This window comes from Geodermatophilus sp. SYSU D00700 (assembly GCF_054050255.1).
Map to the genome: position 1 here is coordinate 23,825 of NZ_JBJGZA010000039.1, position 21,116 is coordinate 44,940.

The 21,116-nt window shown below is 74.5% G+C and carries 15 protein-coding genes and 1 tRNA gene; 7 read left to right on the forward strand and 9 right to left on the reverse strand.

Annotation, left to right across the window (positions count from 1 at the left end; genetic code table 11):
• Positions 1 to 193 precede the first annotated feature (193 nt).
• Positions 194 to 994 carry an esterase/lipase family protein gene (locus ACI79V_RS20480; protein WP_456892231.1) on the forward strand — a complete coding sequence of 267 codons (801 nt, stop codon included), beginning with the start codon at positions 194 to 196 and terminating at the stop codon, positions 992 to 994.
• 618 nt (positions 995 to 1,612) lie between these two features.
• Here the strand turns inward: ACI79V_RS20480 and ACI79V_RS20485 are convergent.
• The 5 genes from ACI79V_RS20485 to ACI79V_RS20505 form a co-directional block, all read right to left on the reverse strand.
• Positions 1,613 to 1,819 (reverse strand): hypothetical protein, encoded by a 207-nt coding sequence (locus ACI79V_RS20485; protein WP_456892233.1) that lies wholly within the window; start codon positions 1,817 to 1,819, stop codon positions 1,613 to 1,615.
• 385 nt (positions 1,820 to 2,204) lie between these two features.
• Positions 2,205 to 5,369: a glutaminyl-peptide cyclotransferase gene (locus ACI79V_RS20490; protein ID WP_456892235.1), complete on the reverse strand. Its 3,165-nt coding sequence runs from the start codon at positions 5,367 to 5,369 to the stop codon at positions 2,205 to 2,207.
• Positions 5,370 to 5,525: 156 nt separating this feature from the next.
• Positions 5,526 to 5,819 carry a hypothetical protein gene (locus ACI79V_RS20495; RefSeq protein WP_456892237.1) on the reverse strand — a complete coding sequence of 98 codons (294 nt, stop codon included), beginning with the start codon at positions 5,817 to 5,819 and terminating at the stop codon, positions 5,526 to 5,528.
• A 119-nt stretch (positions 5,820 to 5,938) separates the two neighbouring features.
• On the reverse strand, positions 5,939 to 6,235 hold the full coding sequence (locus tag ACI79V_RS20500) for a hypothetical protein (protein WP_456892239.1): 297 nt from the start codon (positions 6,233 to 6,235) through the stop codon (positions 5,939 to 5,941).
• A gap of 133 nt (positions 6,236 to 6,368) precedes the next feature.
• Positions 6,369 to 6,668 (reverse strand): hypothetical protein, encoded by a 300-nt coding sequence (locus ACI79V_RS20505; protein WP_456892241.1) that lies wholly within the window; start codon positions 6,666 to 6,668, stop codon positions 6,369 to 6,371.
• A gap of 1,086 nt (positions 6,669 to 7,754) precedes the next feature.
• Between ACI79V_RS20505 and ACI79V_RS20510 the strand changes: the two genes are divergently transcribed.
• The 4 genes from ACI79V_RS20510 (at position 7,755) to ACI79V_RS20525 (ending at position 13,900) form a co-directional block, all read left to right on the forward strand.
• Complete coding sequence (locus ACI79V_RS20510; protein ID WP_456892243.1) at positions 7,755 to 10,193, forward strand: LuxR C-terminal-related transcriptional regulator; 2,439 nt, start codon at positions 7,755 to 7,757, stop codon at positions 10,191 to 10,193.
• A 415-nt stretch (positions 10,194 to 10,608) separates the two neighbouring features.
• Entirely contained in the window at positions 10,609 to 12,159 is a 1,551-nt protein-coding gene (locus ACI79V_RS20515) for a hypothetical protein (protein WP_456892245.1), read from the forward strand.
• 968 nt (positions 12,160 to 13,127) lie between these two features.
• Positions 13,128 to 13,334 carry a hypothetical protein gene (locus ACI79V_RS20520; RefSeq protein ID WP_456892247.1) on the forward strand — a complete coding sequence of 69 codons (207 nt, stop codon included), beginning with the start codon at positions 13,128 to 13,130 and terminating at the stop codon, positions 13,332 to 13,334.
• On the forward strand, positions 13,331 to 13,900 hold the full coding sequence (locus ACI79V_RS20525) for an integrase core domain-containing protein (RefSeq protein WP_456892249.1): 570 nt from the start codon (positions 13,331 to 13,333) through the stop codon (positions 13,898 to 13,900). Before ACI79V_RS20520 ends, ACI79V_RS20525 begins: the two co-directional genes overlap by 4 nt.
• A 270-nt stretch (positions 13,901 to 14,170) precedes the next feature.
• Here ACI79V_RS20525 and ACI79V_RS20530 read toward each other — a convergent pair.
• From ACI79V_RS20530 to ACI79V_RS20540, 3 genes are all read right to left on the reverse strand, one after another.
• Positions 14,171 to 14,242 (reverse strand) — tRNA-Val (locus tag ACI79V_RS20530).
• Positions 14,243 to 14,277: 35 nt separating this feature from the next.
• Positions 14,278 to 14,739 carry a peroxiredoxin gene (locus ACI79V_RS20535; protein ID WP_456892251.1) on the reverse strand — a complete coding sequence of 154 codons (462 nt, stop codon included), beginning with the start codon at positions 14,737 to 14,739 and terminating at the stop codon, positions 14,278 to 14,280.
• 45 nt (positions 14,740 to 14,784) lie between these two features.
• Complete coding sequence (locus ACI79V_RS20540; RefSeq protein WP_456875833.1) at positions 14,785 to 15,210, reverse strand: DUF3052 domain-containing protein; 426 nt, start codon at positions 15,208 to 15,210, stop codon at positions 14,785 to 14,787.
• Between the two features lie 322 nt (positions 15,211 to 15,532).
• Here ACI79V_RS20540 and aceE point away from each other — a divergent pair, with 322 nt between their 5' ends.
• Both aceE and ACI79V_RS20550 read left to right on the forward strand, forming a co-directional pair.
• Positions 15,533 to 18,331: a pyruvate dehydrogenase (acetyl-transferring), homodimeric type gene (aceE, locus tag ACI79V_RS20545; RefSeq protein ID WP_456892253.1), complete on the forward strand. Its 2,799-nt coding sequence runs from the start codon at positions 15,533 to 15,535 to the stop codon at positions 18,329 to 18,331.
• Complete coding sequence (locus tag ACI79V_RS20550; RefSeq protein WP_456892255.1) at positions 18,331 to 19,281, forward strand: FAD-dependent oxidoreductase; 951 nt, start codon at positions 18,331 to 18,333, stop codon at positions 19,279 to 19,281. Before aceE ends, ACI79V_RS20550 begins: the two co-directional genes overlap by 1 nt.
• A 42-nt stretch (positions 19,282 to 19,323) precedes the next feature.
• On the opposite strand, the gene ACI79V_RS20555 is transcribed toward ACI79V_RS20550, so the two are convergent.
• Positions 19,324 to 20,724, reverse strand: coding sequence for a GH1 family beta-glucosidase (locus tag ACI79V_RS20555; RefSeq protein WP_456892258.1), 1,401 nt, complete (start codon positions 20,722 to 20,724; stop codon positions 19,324 to 19,326).
• Between the last annotated feature and the right edge of the window lie 392 nt (positions 20,725 to 21,116).

Below are 21,116 nucleotides of genomic sequence, written 5' to 3' on the forward strand. Positions count from 1 at the left end.
GCGCCGACTCCGTACGGTTCCACGGCTCCGCGGCTGTCGCGCGGCGGGCTCCTGGGACCCCTGCGACCGGTGTGGTCTGCGCCACACTCTCCTCACCGGCGTTCCCGCGCGCCGGAACAGTCAGGTGTGACGGGTCCCCGAGAGTGGTACCCGGCCGTACGGCGGCGACGGGGCTGCCGGCGAGGAGGGCGACGTGGCACGAGAGCAGTTCCAGGGACCGGGTCTGCCGCTCTACCTCACGGAGGTCGGTCGCGCGTTCGCCGACTACGGCCTCTACCTCGCCGCCCGGCCGCTGCTGCCCCGCCTGCCGGTGGGCGACGGGCACCCGGTGCTCGTGCTCCCCGGGCTGATGGCCGACGACATGTCCACGGTGACCCTGCGCCGCGTGCTGCGGCGGCTCGGTTACCGCGTGCACGGCTGGCGGCTGGGCCGCAACATCGGGCCGACGGCGGAGTGCGTCGAGGGCATGGCCCGGCGCATCGAGGACCTCGGCGACCGCTACGGCCGGCCGGTCAGCCTCGTCGGGCAGAGCCTCGGCGGCATCTTCGCCCGTGACCTGGCGCGCAAGACCCCCGACGCGGTACGCCAGGTGATCACCCTCGGCAGCCCGTTCGCGCTGCGGGCCGACAGCCAGACCCGCGCCCACCGGGTGTTCGAGCGCTACTCGCACCTGCACGTGGAGCGGCGCACGCTCCCGCTCGAGAGCGAGGCGACGCCGATGCCGGTGCCCTCGACGTCGATCTACTCCCACCAGGACGGCATCGTCGCCTGGCAGGCCTGCCTGGGCCGGCTCTCGCCGACGTCGGAGAACATCGCCGTCCACGCCAGCCACCTGGGCATGGGGCACAACCCGGCGGTCATCTACGCGGTGGCCGACCGGCTCGCGCAGCCCGAGGGCACCTGGCGCCCGTTCCGCTGCTCCCTGGCGCTGCGCCCGGCCTTCCCGCGCCCCGACGTCCCCGAGTTCGCCTACCTCCCGCCCGTCGCGGCCTGAGGAGGAACTCCGCCCGGGTCACCTCACAGGCTCGGGTCGGACTTGAGTGCAGGACCGGCGGGTGACGTCCACGGATGGATCCGGGCTGCCGGCAGTCCATGACGTCACTGATCGGCCGATCCTGATCGCGGAGCCTCGAGTTCACGCAGCGGTCGAACCTGTACCTCTCGTGGCGTTCCGCCGCGCTGGTCTCCGACGACGTGGTGCCGGGCTCCTGGTCGGTGCTTGGCGTACCCCCGTCCCCGGCCGGGGGGGTCCAGCGAGTCGCAGCCTCGGGATCGATCTCGGGACGACGGTCGTCGCCGCCGTCGCGAGGGACGGCGATGTCGAGACGGTCCTCTCGGGGACACGTCGGCGGTCGCGCACGTCGCGGTGCACGTCGCCGCGGACGGCTCGGTGACCGCAGGCGATGCAGCCGTCCCCCGAGCCGTCAGCGACCCGGGCCGGGTGAGGACCTCGAGCACCGGTCCCGGGTGCCCAACACCGGTGGTGGTCGGCGGCATGCCGTTCGCGGTGCCCGCCCGTCCGGGCACACTCCTTCGAGGCCGGCGAGGACCTGCCGGCACCGACCTCGGCGACGGGGTCTCCGACCTCACCGCCTTCCTGCGGACCGACCCGTCACCGCAGGGAGGCGGTGAGGTCCACGCTGTCGGCGCCGACGGCCCTGCACTCGAGGTCCAGCGGGCCCGACGAGACGCTCTGCCCGGGCGCGAGGGAGACGTCCTCCTCCCCGACGCGGAGGTCCGCCCGGCCGTCCCGCACCCCGAGGAAGGAGATCGCCGTGTCGAAGACGGTCGCTCTCGAACCGTTGCCCGCCAACGTCACGGAGCACGAGGTCCCGGAGCAGGACACGCGGCTGACGGAGGAGGAGCCGGCGGACGCCGTCGCGGTGGCTGCGGCCGACGCACTCCCGCCGGGAGAGCCCGGCGCGCCAGGAGAGCCTGACGTGCCGGCGGACCCCGGAGCGCCGGGCGAACCGGACGCGCCGGCGCCACCGGAGGTGCCGGCCGCACCAGAAGAGGCGCTCGAGCCGCCGGGGTCGCGCGAGGTCGAGCAGGCGGTCAACAGGACGAGCAGGAGCACCCCGGCGAGCACTCCGGGGTGGCGGCGCAGGGCGGGCCCTCCACGCGGCCAGCGCCGGCGGGGCGGGGATGCAGGGTCGGAGATCACGGGCTCCACCTCCAGTGCATCGGGCACGACGGGTCCACGGTCACATCGGGGTGAAGCGGACCCGGAAGGAGACCGGCCACAGCTTGCCGGTGAGCAGGTACTCGTCGTCACCGAGGGCCGCGATCCCGTTGAGCACGGCATCGGCGTTGGCCCGTCGCTGCGGGTCCAGCAGGGCGGCCGCGTTGACCACCGCGGTCACCGCTCCACTGCTGGTGTCGATGCGGACCAGCTCATCGGTCTGCCACACGTTGGCCCAGACCTCACCGCCGACGCACTCCAGCTCGTTGAGCCGGGTCACCGGGGTCCCCCGCAGCGTCACGGCGATGCTGCCGGTCTCCGCGAAGGTGCCCAGATCGTGGAAGTACAGCCGGTCGCTGCCGTCGCTGCGCACCAGCCGCGCGCCGTCGGAGCACAGGCCCCAGCCCTCGCCGGCCAGCGGTAGCTGCCGACGCAGCGTGAGGGTGTCGCGGTCCCACTCGAGCACCACACCGTCGCGCCAGGTGAGCTGCCAGACGCTGTCCCCCGTCACCGCGATGCCCTCGCCGAACAGCTGCCCGGGAAGCGGGACGGCCCGCCGCACCTCCCCCGTCTCCGGGTCGAGCTCCCGTAGCTCGGATCGGCCGGCGAGTCCGGTGCCCTGGTAGAGCACGCCGTCGTCCAGCTCCAGGCCCTGCGTGAAGGCGGACGGGTCGTGCGGGACCTCGCTCAGCACCTCCGCCCGCAGCACCGGCACCTCCGGTGCGGTGGGCGACGCCGCCGTCGACCGGCTGGTCAGGTACTGCTCCGCAGACGCCGGGAGCGCCGCGGGCACGAAGAGCGTGCCGACGAGGACGAGCACGAAGGCGGGCGCCACGAGCGCCGTCCGCACCAGCGGGTGCGGCCGCTCCACCGGACGCCGCCGCACCAGCGAGTGCACGGCCAGAGCGGCGAGCACGGCGGCGGCGCACACGGCCAGCGGGAGGACCCCTACGGCACCCGGCGCGGGGAGGAGCGCGACCACGACCAGGGACCCCAGCACCACCGCCGCCCACCAGAGCTCGCGCATTGTCGACACCGCGGCGACGACGAGCAGCGCCGTGGCCACGAGGACCTGCTGCTCCGGGACGGAGAGCACGGTTCCCGCACGCGTGCGCAGCAGCACCGGGGCGACCAGTGCGGTCAGCACCGCGACCCCGAACGCCGCGACGGCCAGCGGGGTCCACCAGGCCACGGGCCCCGGGGCCGCTCCCCGGCGGACCACCAGCAGGACAGCGGCGACGGAGACGGGGATGCCGAGCAACGGCGCCGTCGCGATCCCCACCGCCACGGCCACGGCTCCCACCCCGCCCAGGAGCAGGTGCAGGAGCTGCCCCTGCCGGTCGCCGTCCTCGCGGCGGTCCCGAGCGGCCAGCGCCAGCGCGGTGCCGCCCGCGGCCACCCAGGCAGCCCCCACCACGGCCGGCCCCAGGGTGGCGAGGGTCGACACAGCAGGACCCATCGCGGCCACCGCCGCCAGGGGGACGGCGACGGCCATCGGCCGCCAGCGGTGGACGACGCAGACCAGGAGCAGGCAGGTGACCAGGACGAGGACGGCCAGGACGGCCAGCTCACGCCCGCCACCCAGGACGTCGGCGTGCCGGTCGAACGCGCCGGTCAGACCGGCCAAGGCGGCCAGCTGGTCACGTACGAGCGTCTCGCCCGGACCCACTGCCGGAGCGGCCGCACGCCCGACGTCCAGGACGCCCGCCGCGCTCGCGGCGATCCGGGCCTCGGTCGAGGACAGCGGCGCGGACAGGGCCACCAGGGTCACGCGCAGGACCAGCACGGCCCCGAGCAGGCCGAGTCCCACGGGCACGACGTAGTGGCGAGCCGCCGTCCACCGGCCGGGTGAGAGCCAGGTCCACCCCCACGACACGACGATGCGACGAAGGAGGGTCCCGACCATGCAGAGGACGAGGACCATGCCGACCCAGGGCACGAGGAACAGGATCAGCTGGAACACGCTCAGGACGACCTGTGGGAGGTCCCCCTCGCCCAGCGCGGTCTGCATCACGTCGCCGTACGCGAGCGCGGCCTGCCACACCACCGGCAGCACCCGGGGCAGGACGAGGAGGAGCACGACCAGGTAGTACGTGAGCACCGGGACGGCGACCGCCACCCACAGGGCGATCAGCCGGCGCGCCCGGGGCCGCAGCGCCCGCAACCGCGGGTCCGCCGGACGGCCGGGCACCAGGCTCTTGAGCACCGGCCCGACGTAGCCGAACAGGTCCGGCACCCCGATCAGGTCGGCGAGCATGTAGTAGCCGTCGAACCGGAGCAGGGGGAGGAACTGGCGGGTGGTCTCCAGGTGCATGGCGAAGACCGCCAGCAGCAGCCAGGCCTGCCCGGTACCGAGGTAGGCCAGGCCCACCGCGGTCATGACGAGGGCGTTGAAGTAGACGCCGCCGCTGTCGGTGCGCAGGCGCCCGGTCCGGCTGAGGCGGTAGGAGTCGGTGACCGTGCTGTAGAAGGCCGGCCAGACCAGGTAGACACCGACCCCCATGGCGCCGGGGCGAGCGCCGCCGAACCGGCAGGCAGCGGTGTGGCCGCACTCGTGGAACACCCCGGAGAGGAGGACCAGTGCGAGCAGCAGGAGGGTGAGGCCCGGGCGGTGGACGAACTCCGTCACACTCGCCGTGAGCCGGCCGACGAGGTCGCCCTGGGCGAGGATCGCGACGTCGACGGCCACGAACGCGGCCACCGCCGCGATCCAGACCGGGCGCAGGAAGAGGGGGCGGAACAGCACGGCGATGTGCCGGGCGACCCGTTCCGGGACGAGGTCCACCCGGTACCGCAACCCCAGCAGCGGGTCGGCACGGACCGGAGGCGGCGCCGCCTCCGCGTCGCCTGCCTCGGCGGCTTCCGGGGCGATGAGCCCGACGGGACGGAGGCGCTCGTCGGCGAGGTACAGCACCTGCTCGGCGGTGAGGTCCCGGCCCAGCCGTGCGCTCAGGTCGGCGGCGACCTCCCCGGCGGTGTGGCCGTCCAGGGACTCCGCCACCCGGTACAGGAGCTCGGGCAGCTGCATGACCTGGCCGTCGGCGCGGCACACGAGGTACTTCGGCTCCTGGTACCCGGAGTCGGCGTACGCACCGAGCAGCTCGGTGCCCTCGGCGAGGCGACGGACGTGGTCGTCGAGCGCCGCCGGCTCCCCGGCCAGGCTGCTCGGTGGCACTGTCTGCGTCACCTGGTGCTCTCGTCCTCTCTGGGGCCGTGCCGCCGCACGGTCGACGGCCGGTGTCGGACGGAAGGGGGGCGACCGAGTTCCGGTCGCCCCCCTCCTCGTCCGTGCGGTCCCGTCCCGTCAGGCTATGGGGCGGGGACCGCCGTTCAGGCGTACAGGTCAGCCGCTGATGCCCGGGCCGCCGGCGCCGCCCGCGCCACCCGCGCCACCGGTGGCCTCGGCCGCGCCGGAGGTGGCGTTGCCCGTGGTGACCTCGTTGAACGCGGCGGCGTCGCCGAACACCGAGACGGCGGTCGAGGTCTGCGTGGCCACCACCACGTTGGCCGCGAGGGAGAGCGCCAGGGCGTCGCCGCCGGCGCCGCCGGGACCGCCCGGGCCGCCCGTACCGACGATGGTGATGGTCTGCATGGTGGTGCGGGCCGGCAGCAGCTCGACGTACTGGTCCTCGAACATGGGTCCTCCTGAGTGGTCGGTGCGGTTGGTTCCTACGGTCGTGCCGGGACGGCCGAAGGGCACCAGGACGACGTCACGCACGTCACCTGCCCGGTGCTCCCCCGGCTGGCCGCGTCAGGTCAGCCGGCGGTGATGCCGGCGCCACCGGCACCGCCGTCGCCGCCGGCACCACCGGTGGCGGTGGCGTCGCCGGCGGTCGCGTCGCCGGTGACGACGGCGTTCGCGGCGGTGGCGTCGCCGAACCCGGAGGTGGCGGTCGCCGTCTGGCTCGCCTCCACGAGGTTGAGCGCAACCGACGCTGCGGCGGCGAAGCCGCCGGCGCCGCCGGCGCCACCGGCGCCGCCCGTGCCGTTGATGGTGATGGTCTGCATGGTGGTGCGGGCCGGCAGCAGCTCGACGTACTGGTCCTCGAACATGGGTCCTCCTGGTTGGTCGGTGTGGTCGGTGCTCAGGGTCGTGCCGGGACGGCCGGCGGACGCCGGGGAGACTTCGAGCAGACCGCCTCCCCGGCGCCACACCGACCGACCACGTCAGGTCAGCGGCGCCAGGTCACGCGCCGCCGATGCCGGCGCCACCGGCGCCACCAGCACCACCGGCACCACCCTCGGCAGTGGCGTTCCCGGCGGTCGCGTCGCCGGTGACGACGGCGTTCGCGGCGGTCGCGTCGCCGAACACCGAGGTGGCCTCCGCCGTCTGGTCGGCGAACACGACGTTCGCCGCGGCCGAGAGCGCGGCAGCGAAGCCGCCGGCGCCGCCGGCGCCACCGGCGCCGCCGGTACCGGTGATGTCGATCGCCACCTGCATGGTGGTGCGTGCGGGCAGCAACTCGACGTACTGGTCCTCGAACATGAGTCCTCCTGGTCGTCCGGTATGACGGTCCTGAGACAGCAGCCGGAGACCATGGAAAACGGCCATGAAATGGCCCAGCAGACGTTCCCTCAGCCCCGACCGGTCGCCGATCCCCATGTGGCGTCGACGGGCCCGACCATTTCATCAGATCTCTGCGGGGCGCAACCCGGGAATAACTGATAGTCAAATTGGATACCGACGTTCATGCCCACGCCCGCCCATGTCGAATAGGTGCCCTACGGAGACCCCTGCGGTGGACTACGTAGATCAGCCGGGCCCATCACTGACACCGGGCAACCGGCGTCGCCCGTCGAGCAGGTCGTGTGACCGCACTGAGTCCCCGACGTCGCCACGACGCCGGCAGCTGCGGTCGACGCATGGCCCCCACAACCCGGCGCACCGCCCTGATCAGCGCTGATCACTGTCCGTCCGGTTACCGATACGTACTTCGGCGCGCCACGCGGCCGACTGGGGAACATGCGGGAAACGACACGGACACGCGAGACCCCCGTGCCGCCGACCGTGGGCGCGACCCCGGTGGGACCACCGGCCCCCGCGCGAGGCGCGTCCGGCAGCGGCGGGACGGCAGCTCCGACGCGGTGACCTGCGGGTTTCCGGAAATCGATCGACCGACTCCCGGAGTCGAAGGACAATAGGCCTCGCAACTCGCGTGCGGAACGGTCGTGCGGCCGGGGTGGTCCCGCTGCAATCGGCCTCCGCCGAGACTCGCGCGGCCCCATAAAGTACTGGCCCGTGGGGGAGACGACGCGATTCCACGGGAACGGGCCGCCGCACGACGACCCCGGGTCCGGAAGTGTCGATCTTCCCGGTCAACCGCCCGAGCGGTCGGCGCACCCGGAGGCGGAATGGGTCTTCGTCGATCGAGGTGGGGAGCTGCGCACCCTCCTCGAGGAGGTCGACGGCGCCGAGCCCGCCGCTGTGGTGGTCTCCGGCCGACACGGGGCAGGCCGGACCCGGCTGGCCCAGGAGGCGATCCGGGTCTTGCGTACGCGGCGACGCGGTACCGAATGGGTCACCTGCACCCGGAGCACGGAGGCCATCCCGCTCGGGGCACTCACACACCTGGTGCCGGTCGGGGGGGCGACGTCGGAGGCGACGGCGGCCTGGCACGCCCTGGCTGCCGCACTCGACGCCCGGCGCGAGCAGTACGGGCGCGTGATCGTGGGGATCGACGACGCGCACCTGCTCGACGACCTGTCGGCCACCCTGGTGCACAAGCTGGTCCTCACACGCAAGGCCAGCGTGGTCCTCACCGTCCGCGGCGGCACCCGGCCACCCGACGTCATCGCCGCCCTGTGGAAGGACGGGCTGGCCACGAGGGTCGAGCTGCTGCCGTGGTCTCGCGGCCAGGTCGACCGGCTGCTCACCGCGGTGGTGCACGGGACGGTGGACAGTCGCACGACGGAGTTCCTCTGGCGCACCAGCCGTGGAAGCGTGGCTCACCTGCGCGAGCTGGTGGCGGCCGGCTCGGAGACCGGTCGCCTGCACCAGGTGGGCGGCGTGTGGCGCTGGGACGGCGACGTCGAGCCGACGCAGCGACTCCTCGACGTGCTCCAGGTGGAGACCGGCGATCTGGGACCTGACGAGCAAGCGGCGGCGGAGCTGCTGGCCGTCGGCGGTCCGCTGGACCTGACCGATCTCGTGGAGCTCACCTCGTCGGAGGCGGTCGCCTCCCTGGAACGCCGGGGGTTGGTGTCCGTCGAGGGGACGCCACACGGGCCGACCGCGCGCTTGACCGAACCCCTGCACGCGATCGGCCTCCGCGCCCAGCTGCCACACGCGACCGCCCGACGCTTCCAGCTCCGCCTCGTCGGGACCGCCTCGGCGCGACGATGGACCGAGGAGGACCCGGTGCGGGCCGCGGAGCTCCTCCTGCAGACCGGTGGCTCGACGGTCGCGGCGGATGTCCTGGTCCGCGCCGCTCAGCAGGCCTGCGCGTCGGCCGACCACCGTACCGCCGAACGGCTTGCCCGGGTCGCGCTGGAGCGAGGGGCGCGCACCGCGGCCTCGGTCGTCCTGGCGGAGGCGCTCCGGTGGCAGGGACGTCCGGTGGAGGCCGAGTGCGCCGTGCGGCAGGCCGAGGCGGGCACAGCCGCCGAGCAGGAGCAGCTCGTCGTCACGAGGACTCTCAATCGCTTCTACGGCCTCGGGTCGACCGAGGAAGCCGACGCCGCTGCTCCGGCAACCGAGCAGGCCCTGCTGTCCGGGGTGCGCGGCCTGCTGCTGTTCTCCGCCGGACGACCGTGGGAGTCGCTCGACCTGACCGAGGGCGCCCGGAGCGATCTGCGCTCCCGGCTGTGGGCGTGTGCCGCGCGGACCGGCGCCCTCGCCGTCCTCGGCCGCGCCGACGAGGCGCTCACCACCGCCGGGCAGGGGTGGACGGCGCTCGACGAGGGCGCGGCGACGGTGGAGTCGTCGACCGCGCGGGCCGCGCTCACCCACGCGGAGGTCCTGGCGCTGGAGCTGTCCGGGCGGTTCCGGCAGGCCGTGCAACGGGCCCACGAGCTGCACCGGTCCGCGCTGTCCCGGTCCGCCTGGGCCGGTGATGCAGTATCCGCACTCGCCGTCGGCTCGGCGACACTCGCCACGGGCCGTCCGGCCGGGGCGCTCCGGTGGCTGGCGGAGGCGGCCACCGGGCTGGCCGACCGCGACCCCCTCGGGCTGCTCGGGCTGTGTCGGGCACAGCTGGCCCAGGCCCACGCCCTGGCCGGGGACGAGGTCCGCGCCCGACAGATCCTGGCAGCGCCCAGTCCCTCCGCGGTCACCGTGTTCGCGCCGGAGACCCACCTCGCCCACGCCTGGACGGCGGCCGTCGAGCACCGCCGCGAGGACGCGCTCGCCGCGGCGCTGGAGGCAGCCTCGTGCGCCGCGGGGACGAGGCAGCCCGCAGTGGAGGCACGCGCCTTGCACACCGTCGTCCGTCTCGGCGGGACCCGCGAGGCAGCGGGACGGCTGAAGGAGCTGGCGGGAGCCGTCGAGGGCCCACTGGTCGGCACCTGTGCCGCACACGCCGACGCGCTGACTCGTGGGGACGGGGACCTGCTGGACCAGGTCGCCACCCAGTTCGAGTCGATGGGTGCCCCCGCCCTCGCTGCCGACGCCGCCGCGCAGGCGGCCGAGGCGCATGCGGCGTCCGGCGAGCGGCGCCGGGCAGCCGCCTCCGCCGCGCGGGCGGTCGCCTTCGCCCGAGCGGCAGGGGACGTGCACTCCCCCGCCCTCCAGCGGGTGGGTGTGCGCCCACTCACGGCTCGGGAACGGGAGGTGGCCGCACTGGCGGCCGAGGGACTGAGCAACCCCTCCATCGCGCAGAGACTGCACCTGTCGGTCCGCACGGTCGAGACGCACCTCGCGCACGCCTACACCAAGCTCGGGATCAGCACCCGGACCGCGCTCACGGTCCCGTTGGTCACGGCTGCCCGAGGGTGGGTGCCGCTGCCCCGCGCCAATCCCCGACCGGGAACTCAGCGCCCTCCGGAGCCGGGGCCGCCGAGAGCACGGCAGTGAGGCACGCCAGGCATCCCGGCGCGCGGACGGGCAGGTGGGTACGGCAGGCGTCGGACCTGCGACCGCTCACTCGTGAGGCCTCTCTGGGCCGGGGGGTGCGTCCTGCCATCGCCGGCCTCGGCACCGGCCGCTCCGACCTCACCCGTCTGCGGCAGCTGCCACTCGACGAGATGGAGCCCGACGCCGCATCGACGGCCGGCCGGCGCGACCCCGGCCGCGGAGCAGCCCTCGAGGCGCCCACCATGCTGCGGGCCCGGCCCTCGGCATCCTGCCGGGCCCTTGGTCCCTGTCGGCCTCCTCGGCGTCGCCCCTACGGTCGCCGCTACGCGCCACCGGCGCGCTCAGCGGGGGCTGTCCTACCGGCCACGGGGTCCGGGGCCTCCTCCCAGGACGTGCACGACGGAGGAAACGGACGATGGCATCCCGGACGGTCACGCGCGCGTCGGCCGCGACACTCCTGGCAGGTGCGCTGGTCTTCGCCGGCTCGACGCAGGCGCACGCCGCCCCTCCCGGCGGAGGCACCGGCTCGACACCGCGCGTCATCCAGCGGGACCTGCCGCACAGCGGGGAGGGCGCCCAGACCGTCGTCGTCGACACCAGTGCCGGTGCAGGCAGCACCGGCGGGACGATCAGCCGCAAGCCGATCGTGCAGCTCGACCTACCCCACAGCGGCGACGGGGACCAGGTCGTCGTCTACGACGCGAGCGCCGGTAACGCGGGAACCGGCGGGGCCGGTGGCACCGCCATCGCTGCATCCCTCGCCGTCACCACGACCACCGTCACGCAGACGGTCACCGCCGTCGCCGTCACGGGCACCGCGAGCGCTACGGCCACCGTCACCACGGGCGGGGCGACCGCCGGCGACGCGACGGCCGTCGGCGGCGCCGGGGGTGCCGGGGGAACCGGCGGCACGGGGAGCACCGGCGGCACGATCACCACCGGCCCGACGATGCAGCAGGACCTGCCGCACAGCGGCGAGGGCGACCAGACCATCGTCCTCGACGCCAGCGCCGGGAACGGCGGGGACGGCGGCGACGGCGGCGACGCGACCGCGCTCTCGGCGGCGCTGAACACCACCACGGTCACCCAGACGGCCACCGCCGTCACCGTCACGGGCACCGCGAGCGCCACGAACACCGTCACCACGGGTGACGCGACCGCCGCTGGTGTGCTCGCCGTCGGAGGCGACGGAGGCGACGGAGGTGACGGAGGCGCGAACAGCGCCGGCGGCACGATCACCACCGGCCCGATGGCCCAGCGGGACCGGCCGCACAGCGGCGAGGGCGACCAGACCATCGTCCTCGACGCCAGCGCCGGGAACGGCGGCGACGGCGGCGACGCGACCGCGGTCTCGGCGGCGGTGAACAGCCCCACGGTCACCCAGACGGCCACGGCCGTCAGTGACGGTGGAGACGCCACCGCGGCCAACACCGCGGTCACCGGTGACGCCTCGTCGGGGAGCGCGGAGGCCATGGGGGGCAACGGCGGAGCCGGAGGCGACGGCGGCACGGACAGCACGGGTGGCACGATCGCTGCCGACCCGATCGTCGAGCAGTCGCCCCCGATCAGCGGCGGGGGTGACCAGGACACGGTCGACGACACCGGCGGCGGGAACGGCGGGGACGGCGGCGACGGCGGCGACGCCGTCGCGGCGTCGGTCGCGGTGAACAGCCCCACCATCGACCAGACGGCCGTCGCCGGTGCCGACGGCGGCGCCGCCACGGCCGCGAACACTGCGACCACCGGCGACGCGACCTCCGGAGCCGCGAGCGCGACCGGCGGCGAGGCAGGTGCCGGCGGCAACGGTGGTGCCGGCGAGGACGGCGGTAACGGCCTGAGCGGCGGGGATGGCGGCGACGCCGGCGCGCTGTCGCTGGCGGTCGACGCCTCCACCGCGACCCAGGCGGCCACCGCGGAGGACGTCGCTCCCGCCGAGCAGCTCACCGGTGACGCCACCGACGGCTGAGGTCACCGCGGGAGCCGCTGCCCGTCAGCAGTCTGGACGCGACACCGGGAGGGGCCGCAGCGGGGACTGTGCGATCACTCCGCTCGGCTCGGGCACCCGCATCAGAGTCCGGACGCCACCGCCGGAGGCCTGAACCGGAGGGTCATCGGCGCACACACCTGGCCGCGTGGGGCCACGTGTGCTGACTCCGTGGCCGACGCGTGGCCGGACACGCCCTGCTGGTCCCTGGGGGTTCCGGTGACCGGATCCGGTCGCCGGAACCCAGTCGACGGTGCTCGGCCCGCGCCCGCTCGGGCCGAGTGCTGCCTCCAAGCGCCGGACCGCCTGCGCGCTGGACCATCCGACGAGGTCCACGAGCCCCGTTCCAGTGCCCGGCGGCCGGGTGGGCGTGGGCCACGGTGCCGGAACGGTGTGCCTGGAGCCGGTCGATGCCGACCGCCGCCCCTCGCCGGCTCAGCGCTCGGACTCCTGCCCTGGGCGCGCAACGCCGTCAGCCAGTCCCGCCGGCACTCCGACCACGCGGTGTCGGCGGCAGCCGGGTCGGGGACGACGGCGAGCCCCATGGGCGGCTCCCGACAGGCGGGTGTCACGCCGCGTCTGACCGCTGCGCCCGCCCAGCACGCTCCACCCGTGAGGTGCCACCGCAGGTCGAGTGGGAGTCGTGGGCGCGGCAGTGTCCTGGTTCAGGAGACACCGGACGGGTGTCTCGGGACATGCCGGACTGGTGTCGCAGGTCATGCCGGACGGCCGGCTGAGGCTCGACCACGTCGAAAGCCCGGCTGGTCATCACCGCGGTCGAGGTCGAGGGACGCAGCCCCGAGGCGGTCGTGGCCGCCTACGGCGTCTCCCGGTCCTGGCTCTAGGAACTGCTGGCCCGCTACCGAGCCGAGGGCGACGCGGCGCTCGAGCCCCGCTCCCGGCGCGCGCACACCTCACCCTGGGCCACGCCCCCCCCGACCGTCGAGCTGGTGCAGCGGATCCGCAAGCAGCTGCACGACGCGGGCCTGGACGCCGGCGCCGAGACGATCGGCTGGCACCTGACCCACCGGCACCGGATCACGCTGTCGCGGGCCACGATGCACCGGATCCTGACCCGTTCCGGGGCCGTGAGCCCCCAGTCGGCCAAGCGGCCCAAGGCCTGCTACCTGCGCGTTCAGGCCGGGATGCCGAAATGAGACCTGGCAGTCGGACGTCACTCACCACCGGCTGGCCACCGGCGCCGACACCGAGATCACCGGCTGGCTCGACGACCACTCCCGGCTGGCCTCACACGTCTTCGCGCACGCCCGGATCACGGCTGCGACCGTGGTCCCCCTTCACCCAGGCGACCGCCGAGCACGGCCATCCGGCGTCCACGCTGACTGACAACGGCACCGTCTACACCACCCGCTTCGCCGGCGGTCGCGCCGGCCGCAACCACCTGGAGCACGAGCTGCGCCGGCTGGGCATCGTGCAGAAGAGCTCCCGCCCCGACCACCCCACCACCTGCGGCAGGGTCGAACGCTTCCAGCAGACGATGAGGGAATGGTTGGTCGCCCAGCCAGTGCAGCCGGTCGCCATCACCGGCCTGCAGGCCCTCGTCGACGCCTGCATCCGGGCCTACAACCACGACCGACCGCACCGCTCGCTACCGCACTGGTCCACCCCCGCGGCCGCCTACGCCGCACGGCCCAGGGGCACCTCGGCACCGGCCGCGCCCGCGACACCCACGACCGACTCCGCCACGACAGGATCGACCTAGCCGGATGCGCACGCTGCGGGTCAACGGCCGCCTGCACCACATGGGCGTCGGCCGAACCCTCACCGAACCGACGCCCTACTACTCGTTCAGGACCTGCACATCCGCGTCAGCAACGCCGCCACCGGTGAACTCCTTCGCGACTTGACCCTCGATCCTCGCAAGGACCACCAGGCCACCGGCCGACCACCCGGCCCCGCCCGGAAATGAGAGACGCCCGAACCCACAACTCGTGGGTTCGGGCGTCCGCGACGTCCTGAGACATCACAGTCGTGGGCGCGGCAGGGATCGAACCTGCGACCACTCGCTTGTAAGGCGAGAGCTCTCCCGCTGAGCTACGCGCCCCGGCCACCTAGCTTAAGGGCCCCGGGCGGCGGGCCTCAGGCGGCCAGCGCCTGGACGGCGTCCTTCCAGCCGGACTGCTCGCGCGCGTCACCGGGCGCGTTGACCTCGGCGAACGCGATCCTGCCCTCCGCGTCGACCAGGAAGGTGCCGCGCAGCGCCATGCCCGCCTTCTCGTTGAACACCCCGTAGGCCTGGGCGGTCGCGCCGTGCGGCCAGAAGTCGCTCAGCAGCGCGAAGTCGAAGCCCTGCTGGTCCTTCCACGCCTTGAGGCTGAACACCGGGTCGGTGCTGATCGCGACCACGCGCACGCCGGCGTCGGTGTAGACGGCGAGCTCGTCGCGCAGCTGGCACAGCTCACCGGTGCAGATGCCGGAGAAGGCGAACGGGTAGAAGACGACCAGCACCGGCGTCCCGCGCAGTTCGGAGAGGGAGACGACCTGACGGTCGGAGTCGGGGAGGCTGAAGTCGGGCGCGACGTCGCCGACGGAGAGGCTCATGCGCCCGATCGTGCCGCACCCGCCGGGGGTGCCGTGACCGGGTCCCTAGCGACGGGTGCGCGCCGTCTTCGGGGTGACCAGCCGGATGCCCGACCAGTCCTTGGCCGCCGAGATGCTGCTGGTCTGGGCCAGGCCCGCGGTGGGCGCGGCCTCGGTGACGTCACCGGGCTCGACGTGGCCCGGCCGCCCGGACTTGGGCACCAGCAGCCAGACGACGCCGTCGTCGGCGAGCGAGGCGATGGCGTCGACGAGGGCGTCGACGAGGTCGCCGTCGTCCTCGCGCCACCACAGCAGGACGACGTCGGCCACCTCGTCGGTGTCCTCGTCGACCATGTCGCTGCCGGAGACGTCGACGATGGAGTCGCGCAGGTCCTCGTCGGCGTCCTCGTCCCAGCCGAGCTCCTGCACGACCATGCCCGGCTTGATGCCCAGCCGGGCCGCCATGCTGGCGCTGCCCGAGTCGACGCTCATCCCTGCTGTTCCTCCGAGGCTCCGTGGGGTGCCGGCCGTGGTTCGGCGAGCACGCGACGCCGGCTCCCCGGCGTGTGCGGAAGGGGTGGGCCGACGACGGACACGACCGGCGGGGAGGGCACCCGCAGCCTGGTCATGTCACCCCCCTCGAGCCCGGACGTGCGGCGCCGACGGCGTCGGTCCGCGTGGGCAGGAGCGTAGGGCATGCCTGGTCAGGCGCAAGACGTCCGCGGGACGCCGCGCGGGCCCCGGAGCGGCGCGGAACGGCGGCCGTACGGGTCCTCGCGTGACGCCGGGGCGCCCGACGCGCGACCATGGACCCATGAGCTCACCGCAGCAGGGTGGAGAACCCACTCGCGACGCCGGCCAGCCCCGCGCGGTCATCACCGACGGGCTCCCCAGTCAGCTGGTCGACACCGATCCCGACGAGACCCAGGAGTGGGTGGAGTCGCTCGACAGCGTCGTCGAGCACGCAGGCCGCGGGCGCGCCCGCTACCTCATGCTCAAACTGCTGCAGCGCAGCCGTGAGCAGCAGGTGGGCGTCCCGGCGCTGCGCAGCACCGACTACATCAACACGATCCCGCCGGAGCGGGAGCCGTACTTCCCCGGCGACGAGGACACCGAGCGGCGGATCCGCGCCTACATCCGCTGGAACGCCGCGATCATGGTGCACCGCGCGCAGCGGCCGGGGATCGCCGTCGGCGGGCACATCTCTTCCTACGCCTCCTCCGCCTCGCTCTACGAGGTCGGCTTCAACCACTTCTTCCGCGGCAAGGACCACCCCGGCGGCGGCGACCAGATCTGGTTCCAGGGCCACGCCTCCCCCGGCATCTACGCCCGCGCCTTCCTCGAGGGCCGGCTGACCGAGCACCAGCTCGACGGCTTCCGGCAGGAGGTCAGCCACCCCGGCGGCGGGCTGTCGTCCTACCCGCACCCGCGGCTCATGCCCGACTTCTGGGAGTTCCCCAGCGTCTCCATGGGCCTGGGCCCGATGAACGCGATCTACCAGGCCCGGTTCAACCGGTACCTGCACAGCCGGGGCATCAAGGACACCTCCGACCAGCACGTCTGGGCGTTCCTCGGCGACGGCGAGATGGACGAGCCCGAGTCGCTCGGCCTGATCGGCCTGGCCGCCCGCGAGGAGCTGGACAACCTCACCTTCGTCGTCAACTGCAACCTGCAGCGGCTCGACGGCCCGGTGCGCGGCAACGGCAAGGTCATCCAGGAGCTGGAGTCGTTCTTCCGCGGCGCCGGCTGGAACGTCGTCAAGGTGATCTGGGGCCGGGAGTGGGACCCGCTGCTGGCCGCCGACCGCGACGGCGCGCTGGTCAACCTGATGAACTCCACGCCCGACGGCGACTACCAGACCTACAAGGCCGAGGACGGCGCCTACGTGCGCGAGCACTTCTTCGGCCGCGACCCGCGCACCCGCAAGCTCGTGGAGTCCATGAGCGACAAGGAGGTCTGGGACCTCTCCCGCGGCGGGCACGACTACCGCAAGGTCTACGCGGCGTTCAAGGCGGCCGTCGAGCACAAGGGACAGCCGACGGTCATCCTCGCCAAGACCATCAAGGGCTGGACGCTGGGCAGCCACTTCGAGGGCCGCAACTCCACCCACCAGATGAAGAAGCTGACCGCCGAGGACCTCGCCGCCTTCCGCGACCGGCTCTACCTGCCCATCCCCGACGAGGCGCTGGACAAGACCCTGCCGCCCTACTACAAGCCCGACCCGGACTCCGACGAGATGCAGTACATGCTCGAGCGCCGGCGGGCCCTGGGCGGCGCGGTGCCGCGGCGGCGGGCGGAGTTCAAGACGCTGAAGGCGCCCGACGACAAGGCCCTCGACGTCCTGCGCCGCGGCTCGGGCAAGCAGGAGGTGGCGACGACGATGGCGTTCGTCCGCCTGCTCAAGGAGCTGCTCAAGGACAAGGACCTCGGCCCGCGGTTCGTGCCGATCATCCCCGACGAGGCGCGCACCTTCGGGATGGACTCCCTGTTCCCGTCGCAGAAGATCTACAACCCGGCCGGCCAGCGCTACACCTCGGTCGACCGGGAGCTGATGCTCGCCTACAAGGAGTCCGAGCAGGGCCAGATCCTGCACGAGGGGATCAACGAGGCCGGGTCCACGGCGTCGTTCACCGCCGTCGGCACCTCCTACGCCACGCACGGCGAGCCGATGATCCCGATCTACATCTTCTACTCGATGTTCGGGTTCCAGCGGACCGGTGACTCCTTCTGGGCCGCCGCCGACCAGATGACCCGCGGTTTCGTCCTCGGCGCCACCGCCGGCCGGACGACGCTCAACGGCGAGGGTCTGCAGCACGAGGACGGCCACTCGCTGCTGCTGGCGCTGACCAACCCCGCGGTCGTGTCCTACGACCCGGCCTTCTCCTACGAGGTCGGGCACATCACCCGGGACGCGCTGCTGCGCATGTACGGCGAGGACCCGGGCGCGCCGCTGGGCGGGCACCGCAGCCCCGACGTCATGTACTACCTGACCGTCTACAACGAGCCGTACAACCAGCCGGCCGAGCCGGAGGGCCTCGACGTCCAGGGGCTGCTCGCCGGCATGTACCGGTACGCGCCCGGCCAGGGCGACGGCCCGAAGGCGCAGGTGCTCGCCAGCGGCGTGGCGGTGCCGTGGGCGCTGCGCGCGCAGGAGCTGCTGCGCGAGGACTGGGGCGTGTCGGCCGACGTGTGGTCGGTGACCTCGTGGACCGAGCTGCGTCGCCAGGCCGACGAGGTGGCCGAGCGCAACCTGCTGCACCCGGAGGAGGACCCGCAGGTCCCCTACGTGACCCAGCGGCTGCAGGAGGCCGAGGGCCCGGTCGTCGCCGTCTCCGACTGGATGAAGGCGGTCCCCGACCTCATCGCGCCCTACGTCCCCGGCGGGATGTCGACGCTGGGCACCGACGGGTTCGGCCTGTCCGACACCCGCCCGGCGCTGCGGCGGCACTTCCACGTCGACGCCGAGTCGATCGTCGTCCGCACGCTCGCCTCGCTGGCCGACCGGGGGGAGCTCGACCGGGCGAAGGTGCGCGAGGCGGTGGAGCGCTACCGGGTCCGCGACGTGCAGGCGGCGCCGGCCGACGAGCGGTCGGACCCCAGCCCCGCCACCTGATGCAGCGCGATGGCGGCGGCCCGGGTCTCCGGGTCGCCGTCGTCGGCGGCGGGGTCATCGGCCTGACCTGCGCCCTGGAGCTGGCGCGGGCCGGCCACCGGGTGCGGCTGCACGCGGCCGACCCCCCGGAGGGGACCACGTCGGCCGTGGCCGCGGCCCTGTGGTTCCCCTACCGGGCGGCGCCGGCCGACGCGGTGCTCCGCTGGGGTGCCGCCTCGCGGACGGTGTTCACCGCCCTCGCCGGTGACCCGGCCACCGGGGTGACCCTGCGGCCGGGCACGGTGGTGCACCGCACCCCCGAGCCCGACCTGTGGTGGACCGTCGGCATCCCGCACCGGCCAGCGACGGCTGCGGAGCTGCCGCCCGGGGCGCCCGGCGGCACCCGCTGCACGCTCCCGGTCGTCGACACCGGCCGGTACCTGCCGTGGCTCGCCGGCGCCGCCCGGTCGGCGGGGGTCGAGTTCGTCCCCGAGCGGGTGGCGCGGCTGGGTGACGTCCCCGGCGACGCGCTGGTCGTCGCCGCGGGGCTGGCCTCGGGCCCGCTGCTCGGCGACGACACCGGTGTGCCGGTGCAGGGCCAGGTGGTGCGGCTGGCCGACCCCGGCCTGACCGGCTGGGTGCTCGACGAGGACGGCCCCGACGGGCTGACCTACGTCGTCCCGCGCGGGCACGACGTCGTCTGCGGCGGCACCGCCGTGGAGGGCGCCACCGGCACCGAGCCCGACCCGGACGTCGAGGCCGCCGTCCTCGCGCGGGCGCGGGCCCTGGTGCCGGAGCTGCGGCAGGCGCCGGTGCTCTCCCGCGCGGTCGGGTTGCGGCCCGGCCGGCCCACCGTGCGCCTCGAGCGCGTCGAGGGGGCGGGCCGGCCGGTGGTGGCCTGCTACGGCCACGGCGGCGCGGGCGTCACCCTCTCCTGGGGCTGCGCGGCCGACGTCGTCGCGCTGGTGTGAGGCGGCGCGGGAGCGCAGGCCACCTGCGCTCCCGCGCCGGGCTCAGGCGCGCTCGCGGTGGCGGCGCAGCACCTCGGCGTAGACCCGGCCGCTGTCCTTCACCGTGCGCCGCTGGGTGTCGTAGTCGACGTGCACCAGGCCGAAACGCTGGCCGTAGCCGCGGGCCCACTCGAAGTTGTCCAGCAGCGACCAGGCGAAGTAGCCGCGGACGTCGGCGCCCCGCTCCACGGCCGCGGTCAGCGCGGCGAGGTGGCGCAGCAGGAAGTCGACCCGCGCGGGGTCGCGCACGGCGCCCTCGGCGTCGACCTCGTCGTCCCAGGCCGAGCCGTTCTCGGTGACCACCAGCGGCAGGCCCGGCGCCTTCTCGCCGAGCCACAGCAGCAGGTCGGTGAACGCCTGCGGGCTGATGCCCCAGCCCATGCTGGTGGTCGGTCCCTCGGGGTCGAGCTCGTCGACGTCCTCGCCGCCGATGAACGACGTCGGGGGCCGGCCGGCGGGGCGCCCCCCGGCCCGCACGGTCTCCTCGAAGTAGTAGTTCACGCCCAGCCAGTCCAGCGGCGCGGCGATCGTCTGCAGGTCGCCGTCCTGCACCGGCAGGGGCGCCCCGGCGGCCGCGAGGTCCTCCACGACGTCGGCGGGGTAGGCGCCGGAGACGACCGGCTCGAGGAACATCCGGTTCTGCTGGCCGTCGAGCCGGCGGGCGGCGTCGACGTCGGCCGGTGAGTCGGAGGCCGGGTTCATCGGCGTGAAGTTCAGCGTGATGCCCAGCGAGCCGACGCCGGCGTCCCGCAGGCGCCCGGCGGCCAGGCCGTGGCCGAGCAGCAGGTGGTGGACGGCGCGGGAGGCGGCCACCGGGTCCTGCAGGCCGGGGGCGTGCGCGCCGCTCATGTGGCCGAGCAGAGAGCTGACCATCGGCTCGTTGAGCGTCGACCAGTGCCGCACCCGGTCCCCCAGCGCGTCGACGACGACCGCCGCGTAGTCGGCGAAGCGCGCCGCGGTGTCGCGGTCGGTCCAGCCACCCCGGTCCTGCAGCGCCTGCGGCAGGTCCCAGTGGTAGAGGGTCAGCCACGGGTCGATGCCCGCGTCGAGCAGCTCGTCGACCAGCCGCCGGTAGAAGTCCAGCCCGCGCTGCTCCACCCGGCCGGCGCCCTCGGGCACCACCCGCGGCCAGGCCACCGAGAACCGGTACGCCGAGAGCCCCAGCTCGCCCATCAGCGCGACGTCGTCGCGGTAGCGGTGGTAGTGGTCGCAGGCCACGTCGCCGGTGTCGCCGCGCTCGACGCGGCCGGGGGTGTGGCTGAAGGTGTCCCAGATCGACCGGCCCCGCCCGTCCTCCTCGACGGCGCCCTCGATCTGGTACGCCGCGGTCGCGGCGCCGAAGACGAAGTCGGGCGGGAACGTCAGGCCGGCGAGGAGGTCCTCGCGGCCGTCGCTGGTGGTCATGGGAGGTGGGCTCCTTCGGGACGACGGGTCAGGGAGGGCACCGGCACGCAGGCCGCCGGGGAGTGCGGGCAGTGTGCAGGACGCCCCGGCCGCGTCCGGCGCCAAGGGTGTCGATCAGTCCGCCCAGGCGGGGCGGGCGGGATCGACCTGCCAGACGACGACCCTCCCGCCGCCGGGGCACAGCACCACCCCGTCGGGCACGCCGGGCCCGTCCTCGCCGCCCGCTCCGGAGCCCAGCCACAGCCGGGCGTCGGGACGGCCGAGGTCGACCCAGCCGCGGGGGGGGGGGGGGGGGGGGGGGGGGGGGGGGGGGGGGGGGGGGGGGGGGGGGGGGGGGGGGGGGGGGGGGGGGGGGGGGGGGGGGGGGGGGGGGGGGGGGGGGGGGGGGGGGG

What these genes read in the sequence shown, in the direction of transcription:
- ACI79V_RS20495 (WP_456892237.1), bottom strand. Translation starts at nt 5,819, where the DNA reads ATGTTCGAGGACCAGTACGTCGAGCTGCTGCCGGCCCGCACCACCATG.
- ACI79V_RS20500 (WP_456892239.1), bottom strand. Translation starts at nt 6,235, where the DNA reads ATGTTCGAGGACCAGTACGTCGAGCTGCTGCCGGCCCGCACCACCATG.
- ACI79V_RS20505 (WP_456892241.1), bottom strand. Translation starts at nt 6,668, where the DNA reads ATGTTCGAGGACCAGTACGTCGAGTTGCTGCCCGCACGCACCACCATG.
- ACI79V_RS20515 (WP_456892245.1), top strand. Translation starts at nt 10,609, where the DNA reads ATGGCATCCCGGACGGTCACGCGCGCGTCGGCCGCGACACTCCTGGCA.
- ACI79V_RS20525 (WP_456892249.1), top strand. Translation starts at nt 13,331, where the DNA reads ATGAGACCTGGCAGTCGGACGTCACTCACCACCGGCTGGCCACCGGCG.
- ACI79V_RS20535 (WP_456892251.1), bottom strand. Translation starts at nt 14,739, where the DNA reads ATGAGCCTCTCCGTCGGCGACGTCGCGCCCGACTTCAGCCTCCCCGAC.
- ACI79V_RS20540 (WP_456875833.1), bottom strand. Translation starts at nt 15,210, where the DNA reads ATGAGCGTCGACTCGGGCAGCGCCAGCATGGCGGCCCGGCTGGGCATC.
- aceE (WP_456892253.1), top strand. Translation starts at nt 15,533, where the DNA reads ATGAGCTCACCGCAGCAGGGTGGAGAACCCACTCGCGACGCCGGCCAG.
- ACI79V_RS20550 (WP_456892255.1), top strand. Translation starts at nt 18,331, where the DNA reads ATGCAGCGCGATGGCGGCGGCCCGGGTCTCCGGGTCGCCGTCGTCGGC.
- ACI79V_RS20555 (WP_456892258.1), bottom strand. Translation starts at nt 20,724, where the DNA reads ATGACCACCAGCGACGGCCGCGAGGACCTCCTCGCCGGCCTGACGTTC.